This window comes from Streptomyces sp. NPDC004752 (assembly GCF_053601275.1).
The window spans coordinates 1-7,092 of record NZ_JBSGBN010000234.1 but is presented as its reverse complement, the minus strand read 5'-3'; the positions used below and the strand labels follow the sequence as shown (position 1 = coordinate 7,092).

General features: G+C 72.5%; 7 protein-coding genes. 3 read left to right on the top strand and 4 right to left on the bottom strand.

Annotated features, from left to right (window positions below; all coding sequences use genetic code 11):
• On the top strand, positions 1-1,427 hold a 1,427-nt coding region (lysX, locus tag ACWEKM_RS45225), incomplete at its 5' end, for a bifunctional lysylphosphatidylglycerol synthetase/lysine--tRNA ligase LysX (RefSeq protein ID WP_451627144.1).
• Positions 1,428-1,555: 128 nt separating this feature from the next.
• Entirely contained in the window at positions 1,556-2,395 is an 840-nt protein-coding gene (locus ACWEKM_RS45220) for a polysaccharide deacetylase family protein (protein WP_451627143.1), read from the top strand.
• 36 nt (positions 2,396-2,431) lie between these two features.
• Here the strand turns inward: ACWEKM_RS45220 and ACWEKM_RS45215 are convergent, their stop codons facing one another.
• Entirely contained in the window at positions 2,432-3,103 is a 672-nt protein-coding gene (locus ACWEKM_RS45215) for a class F sortase (protein ID WP_451627142.1), read from the bottom strand.
• 334 nt (positions 3,104-3,437) lie between these two features.
• Here ACWEKM_RS45215 and ACWEKM_RS45210 point away from each other — a divergent pair, with 334 nt between their 5' ends.
• Complete coding sequence (locus tag ACWEKM_RS45210) at positions 3,438-4,073, top strand: hypothetical protein (RefSeq protein WP_451627141.1); 636 nt, start codon at positions 3,438-3,440, stop codon at positions 4,071-4,073.
• 139 nt (positions 4,074-4,212) lie between these two features.
• Here the strand turns inward: ACWEKM_RS45210 and ACWEKM_RS45205 are convergent, their stop codons facing one another.
• The 3 genes from ACWEKM_RS45205 to ACWEKM_RS45195 form a co-directional block, all read right to left on the bottom strand.
• Positions 4,213-4,776, bottom strand: coding sequence for a hypothetical protein (locus ACWEKM_RS45205; protein ID WP_451627140.1), 564 nt, complete (start codon positions 4,774-4,776; stop codon positions 4,213-4,215).
• A 329-nt stretch (positions 4,777-5,105) separates the two neighbouring features.
• Entirely contained in the window at positions 5,106-5,870 is a 765-nt protein-coding gene (locus ACWEKM_RS45200; protein WP_451627139.1) for a bestrophin-like domain, read from the bottom strand.
• Positions 5,871-5,919: 49 nt separating this feature from the next.
• Positions 5,920-6,495, bottom strand: a complete 576-nt coding sequence (locus tag ACWEKM_RS45195; RefSeq protein ID WP_451627138.1) for a hypothetical protein — start codon at positions 6,493-6,495, stop codon at positions 5,920-5,922.
• Positions 6,496-7,092: the final 597 nt, after the last annotated feature.

Here is a 7,092-nt window from a genome sequence, read left to right as displayed (position 1 = left end):
CCGAACAGGTCCGCGTCCGCCGTCGCACGCTGGAACGGCTGCGCGCGGCCGGCACCGACCCGTACCCGGTGGGCGTTCCGCCGCCGACCCGGGCCCTCGCCGATGTCCGGGACGGCGAGGCGGTGACCGTCGCCGGCCGGATCATGCTGGTCCGTGACTTCGGCGGCATCGTCTTCGTGGTGCTGCGCGACTGGTCGGGCGACCGCCAGCTCGCCCTCACCCGGGCCGGCACCGGCCCGGCCCTCGACCGGTTCACGGCCGACACCGACATCGGCGACCAGATCACCGCCACCGGGCGCGCCGGATTCAGCGACATGGGCGAACCGACCGTCTTCGTCACCTCCTGGCGGCTCACCGGGAAGTGTCTGCGCCCGCTGCCCGACAAGCGCCGCGGCCTGACCGACCCCGAGGCCCGGGTCCGCATGCGCTACCTCGACCTGGTGACGAGCCCCGACGCCCGCCGGGTGATCCGGACCCGCTCCGCCGCCGTCCAGGGGCTGCGTCAGGGCCTGATCGACCGCGGCTTCGTGGAGGTCGAGACCCCGATGCTGCAACAGATCCACGGCGGCGCCGACGCCCGGCCCTTCACCACCCACAGCAACGCCTACGACCTCGGCCTGTGTCTGCGCATCGCCCCCGAGCTGTATCTGAAACGGCTGTGCGTCGGCGGCCTGGAGAAGGTCTTCGAACTGGGGCGTTCGTTCCGCAACGAAGGCGTTTCCCACAAGCACAACCCCGAGTTCACGATGCTGGAGGCATACCAGGCGTTCGCCGACTACGACGTGATGCTCGACCTCACCCGCGAGCTGATCCAGGGCGCCGCCACCGCCGCCTTCGGCCGCGCCGTCGTGCGCAGACCGGGCGAGGAGCACGACATCTCCGGGCACTGGCCGGTCCGGACCGTGTACGGCGCGATCTCCCAGGCGCTCGGCGAGGAGGTCGACCCCGGCACCCCGCTGCCCGTCCTGCACCGCCAGTGCGACCGCGCGGGCGTCCCGTACACCGCCACGGACGGTCCGGGCGTCATCGCCCTGGAGATGTACGAGCGGCTGGTCGAGGAGCCGACCCGACTGCCCACCTTCTACAAGGACTTCCCCGTCGACGTCTGTCCGCTGACCCGCCGGCACCGCACCGACCCGCGGCTCGCCGAGCGCTGGGACCTCGTCGCCTTCGGCACCGAACTGGGCACCGCCTACTCCGAACTGACCGACCCCGTCGAGCAACGTCGGCGCCTGACCGCGCAGTCGCTGCGGGCCGCCGCGGGCGACCCGGAGGCGATGGAACTGGACGAGGACTTCCTCGACGCCCTGGAGTACGCGATGCCGCCGACCGGGGGCCTCGGCCTCGGCGTCGACCGGCTCGTCATGTTCCTCACCGGACTGACGATCCGGGAGACGCTCCCCTTCCCACTCGTCCGCCGCCACTGACCACACGGACCGTACGAGCGCGGCGGACCGTACGAGCGCGGCGGACCGCTGCGCCGTGCGGGTGGAATCCCGCCGCCGCACCGCTGGACGAGTAGTGCGCCGGCGCTTAGTGGGGCGACTGATGAATCATGAAGAAGGATCAGACGTTCACGCGGCGCCGGGTGCTGTTCGCCGGCGCCGCTGCCATGGGGGCGGCCGGCACCGCCGGCCTCTTCCTGACCGGCCGCACGGACACGGCCCCCGCACGGCCCGGCGCACCCGCCGCCGGACCCGAAGCACGGGCCGCGGTCAGGTCCTCCACCTTTCGCCTTCGGCCACTGACCGGTGACGGACCGCCGCGCACCCCGCCCGCCAGGACCCCCGTGCGGGACGAGCCGATCCTGCGGATGTCCGGCACCGGGCGTCGCATGCTGCTGACCTTCGACGACGGCCCCGACCCCGCGTACACCCCGCACATCCTGGACACCCTCGCGAAGTACGGCGTCCGCGCGACGTTCTTCGTGTGCGGCGAGATGGCCGAGTGGAACCGCGCTCTGCTGGCCCGGATGGCCGACGAAGGACATGTGGTCGGCAACCACACCTGGTCCCATCCGCTGCTCACCGAGTTGAGCCGGTCCCAGATCCGCTCCGAGATGGAACGCACCAGCGAGGTCATCGAGAAGGGCTACGGCGAGCACCCCCGCTGGTTCCGCGCGCCCTACGGGGCGTGGAACCGGGCCGCCTTCCAACTGGGCGCCGAGATGGGCATGGAGCCGCTGGCCTGGACCGTGGACAGCCGCGACTGGACCGAGCCGGGCACCGGCACCATCATCGACCGGATCGAGAAGGGCGCCGCCCCCGGCGTCGTGGTGCTCTCCCACGACGCCGGGGGCAACCGCTCGCAGAGCGTCAGCGCCCTGCGCCACTATCTGCCCCGGCTGCTCGACAACGGCTTTCACCTCACCGTCCCCAAGCGGCCCTACGCCTGACGGGCCTGCCGGGCCGCCCGCCCGGCCGGGACACGTTCAGCGGATCTCGGCCAGGCGGGCGAAGACGACGACGTTCCCGTCGTACCCGTTCTGCTTGGAGAAGCCGCCTCCACAGGTGATGACCCGCAGTTCGGGCGTGCCTTTGGAGCCGTAGACCCGGTCGCCGGGGAAATTGCTCTTCGCGAAGACCTCGATGCCGTAGATCTCGAAAACCGCGGTCTTCCCGTCCTTGCGCCGGACCTCGATGTGGTTTCCCTTCTTCAGGGACCCGAGTCCGTAGAACACGGCGGGTCCTGACGTGTTGTCCACATGGCCGACGATGACGGACGTCCCCTTCTCACCGGGCGAGACGGCCCCCGTGAACCAGCCGGCCAGATTCGGGTTCTCCGGCGGCGGCGCGGCGACCCAGCCGTCCGGGTCCAGGCCGACCGGCTCGACGGGGGCGTCCACCCGGATCGCCGGGATCATCACCCGCTGCGCGGCGGAGTACGGCAGCGTCCCCGGCGCGCGGGCGGAGGCGGTGCCGGGCACGGGGCTGTCGGCGGCCGCGTTCTGCGCGGGCTGTGGCGGTCCGACGTCGAACTCCCCCGATCCGTTCCGAATGAGCGCGAGACCGGTCAGCAGAACCAGCGCTATCACGCCCCACGGAGCGCGCTTCTTTCGCCGTTCCTCCGCTTCGGAGAGCTCGGACAGCTCGAACGCAGACATTCGCCATCCCCTCTCGACGCGGTGGTCACCGCGTCATTCGCGCATACGAGAACGCTAAGTCCCGCGCGGGCGACCGGCGACGGGGGCGGCGGCGAACGGGTGACCCGGACGTCCTTCGGTGCGCCATCCGAGGTGCGGTCCAGAGGAATTTTTCTGACGGTCCGTGACCTGCGGCAATATCCGATTGTGCGCTTTTCGTTCGGCGTTTCCGCTCACTGGGACGGACCATTCTCGACATGCGGGCGTGTTCCGCACATCGGAGGGTCGACCCCGGAGGTGCTTATTCGCCGATCGACCGGGGACGGGACCCGGGGTGCCTCTCGCGGAGGATCACATGGGTAACACTCGCGCCCTGGCGGCCACGGCCATCGCCGTCGCCGTCCTTGGGCTCGCCGCCCCCACGGCCGTCGCGGACGGCCTGGGCGCCGGGGGCGGCCCGAGCAACACTGGTGGTGTAAACGGCACCGGGGTCCTCCCGGGCGGCGGAATCGCTCCGGGTGGCGTTTTCCCGGGCGGCGGAATCGGTTCGGGTGGCGTTTTCCCGGGCGGCGGAGTCGGTTCGGGTGGCTTCTTTCCGGGCGGCGGAGTCGGTGCGGCCGGCGGCTTCTTCCCGGGCGGCGGCTTCTTCCCCGGCGGTGGGTTCTTTCCTGGTGGGGTCGGCCCGGGCAGCGTCGTTCCGGGCGGCGGTTTCTTCCCGGGCAACAACGGCCTGCGCCCGCACAACGGCCGTGAAGGTCTTGGCAACGGTCGCGAAGGCATCGGCAACGGTCGCGAGGGCCTTGGCAAAGGACGCGAGGGCATTGAGCCCGGGGGCGGCGTCAGGCCGGGCCCGGTCCATGGCGGCCTCGGAGGCTCCATCACGACTGGGGCCGCCCCCGCCGACATGGCCATCGGCGGCGGACTCGTGGCGGCGGCCGTGATCGGCGGCGGCGTGTGCTGGCTGCGCCGTCGGCACGAGAGGCGGATCTGACCCGGCGTCACCCCGCCGGGCGGCCACCACGCGCGAAGCGGAGCGCACGCGGCCGGACCTTCGCCCAGGATCCCGCGGCGGATCGGGGCGCAGCTCCGGGAGCGTGCGCTCCGCTTCCGCACATGGCGACCCTCGTTCGTCAGGCGTCATCGCCGGTGCGGCGGTGCGCCAGTCGCCAGGCCGTGCCGACCGCCCCGGCGATCAGCACCGTGCCCAGACCGATCTCCCCGGGGTCGAACCCGGCGATGCTGCCGCCGCCGCCGGCCTGCACTGCGCCCGGGACCGGCGTCCCCGACAGGTCGTCGTCCCCGGGTGACCGAACGACCGCCCCGGGATCCCGGCCACCGTCCGCACCCTTCAGGTCGGTCGAGCCGCTCGCCCCGTCGCAGTGGAACGTCACCCGGTACGAGCTGCCGGACCTGACGTCCGCGCCGACCCTGGTCGTGGCCGACGACCGTCCCGACGGGATGCGGACCGTGTCGAAGACGTCCGAGGTGACCGTGGCGCCGCCCTGGCAGCCCTCGTTGCGGTCCAGGCGCAAAGTGACCTTGCTGCCCGCGGTGATGGTGGACGGTTCGACCCCGAAGCCGAACGGCGTGACGGTACGGCTGCCACCGCCGTCCTCCGCCACGGCGGCCGGCGCGCACAGGACGAGGGCGCCGGCGCCCAGCAGTGCGGCCGAAGCGACGCGTATCGCGCGCATGGTGTTTCCTCCGGTCCCCGAGGAGCAGCCCGCGGACCCTCTGCCGCTTGCGCCGTGCGTGCACCTCGATGTCCGGAACGCTAGGAATGTTCACGCAGGTGCGCGAACCGGGTAGGGCGATCGGGTCATCCGTGTCGGCCGCTCGGGCGAAATCCACGCCGCGACCGGGTCGTGGGCGGTGCGGCGGGGTCGTGCGCAACGTGGCCGGGGCGTGCGCGGTGTGGTGCGGTGCTCGTGCTCGTGCGCGGTGCGGTGCCCGTGCGCGGTTGCGGCGCGCACGACCCGGCGGCCCCTCGGTGCCGGGCCGCGCCGCAGCCCTTGATCGCCCCTCAGCCCTGGATGTTCGGGAAGAGGTCCAGGAACGGTTGTGCCGTCGCGTCCATGCCCCGGCTGTAGGGGGAGTCGAAGACCCAGATCAGGAAGAGCATGAACGCGATCGTGGCGGAGAACAGCCCGGCGAGGACGAGTTCCCGCGGGGTGCGCCGGATCTGCAGGGCGAACACCATGCCGACGGTGATCACCGCTCCGAAGAGCAGCCCGAACCACACCACGCCAGGCATCGTCGCCCCCGTGGAGTCGGCGCGGGCGCTGCGCGCCTGGTCCACCGCCGTCACCTGGTCGACGAGCGGCTGGTATGCCTGCGCCTCGAAGTCCGTCCTCGGCTGGTAGTCGGTGACGTCACGGCGGATGCGTTCGAGCAGTCGGGTGCCGGTGTCGGTGAGGTGTTCATGGTTCGCCATCGTCTTCCACTCGGTGTGAACGACCTGTCCGACATAGGCGTTGACATCGGCCCGAATGCCGTCGCGAATCTCGGGCGGGTAGGCCCGGACCCGTTCCGAGATCTCGTGCAGCGCCTGGGCCTCCGCCCGTACATAGTCCTGGGCGGTGCTGCGTGCCTCCCAGACCCCGGCGATGGCCAGGCCCAGGACGATGGCGTAGACGACGCCGATCCACATCGTCATGTACTCGATGACGTCGGGGGTCTCGCTGGGGTCGTCGCCCTCCCTGGTGGTGCGGTGCCGTACCAGGGTGACGACGACCACTACCGAGCACGCGCCCAGCATCGCGAGGGCGAGAACAAGCCAATCCGACAACGGGTTCCTCCAGAGACAAGTGAATCGAGGTGCGGGCGTGACCCCGGGGTCAGCGGGGGCGCAGCGCGGCGACGGCGACGATCGCGGGAACGGTGATGAGCAGGACGTAGGTGACCGGGGAGGTCCGGTTGTGCGCCGGGGAGCCGGTCGGCCGGGGGTGGTAGCGCGGATAGCTGACCGGGGTCGCGGTGGGCCGTGGGCTGGGCCTGGGCGACGGTGTGGGCGCGGGGTCCGGGGCGCGGGTCGGCTTCGGCTTCGGTGTCGGGGTGTGGGACGGGCGTGGCGGGGCCGGTACGGGGGTCGGCGGCAGGGCCCGCGGGGATGGTGGCGTCGGCTTCGGTCTCGGCGGGGGAGTCGGCTCGGACATCGGTTTCGGTGGCGTGGGTTTCGGCGGTGGTGTCGGCGTGGGCGTGGGCGTGGGCGTGGGGGTGTGGCAGCGCGGAGGAATCGGCCAGGAGTCGCCCGCGACGGCCACCGCCACCGTGCCGTCCAGGCCCGTCGAGGCGTATGCGCAGGCGTCGGCCCGGGCCGTGCCGACCGGACAGCCCACGAGGGTCCACACCAGCGTCACCAGGGTCAACGCCCTTGCGGCGGGCGGGAATCGAGTCGCTACGGGTCCATGCACGACCGAGATCATGGGGGCTTGAGCGCCCGCCCACGCCGAAGAGCCCGCGGATTGCCCCGAACGGGGGACAGCACCCCCGGCCGGTTTGAACGGCGGCCCCCGGACCCCACCCCCATACGCACGCACGTACGCCAGGTGACGAAAGGCGCCGGAAGCACGGGGAGCACCGGAAGGCGCCGGGCCACCGGAAGCATCGGCAGCGCCGGGAGCGCTGGGGATCGGCGGGAGCCATGGGGGCGCGGCCCCGCGGTGCATAGCCCCCGTCGGCCCGTAGCCGCGTCACTGACATCTCCGTGGTACCGCGGCGCGCGGTGGGCAACGGCTGCTGTCCGCGGGTGGCGGAGGACTGCCTCCGCGTCCCGACCGCCGGGGGCCGCGGGCGCAGCCCCGACGTGCCACGACGCGTCGTTGGAAGCGCCGGGAGCGCCGGGAGCGCCGGGAGCGCCGGGAGCGCGGGAAGCGCCGGAAGTGCCGGGAGCGCTGGGGATCGGCGGGAGCCATGGGGGGCGCGGCCCCGCGGTGTATAGCCCCCGTCGGCCCGCAGCCGCGTCACTGACATCTCCGTGGTACCGCGGCGCGCGGTGGGCAACGGCTGCT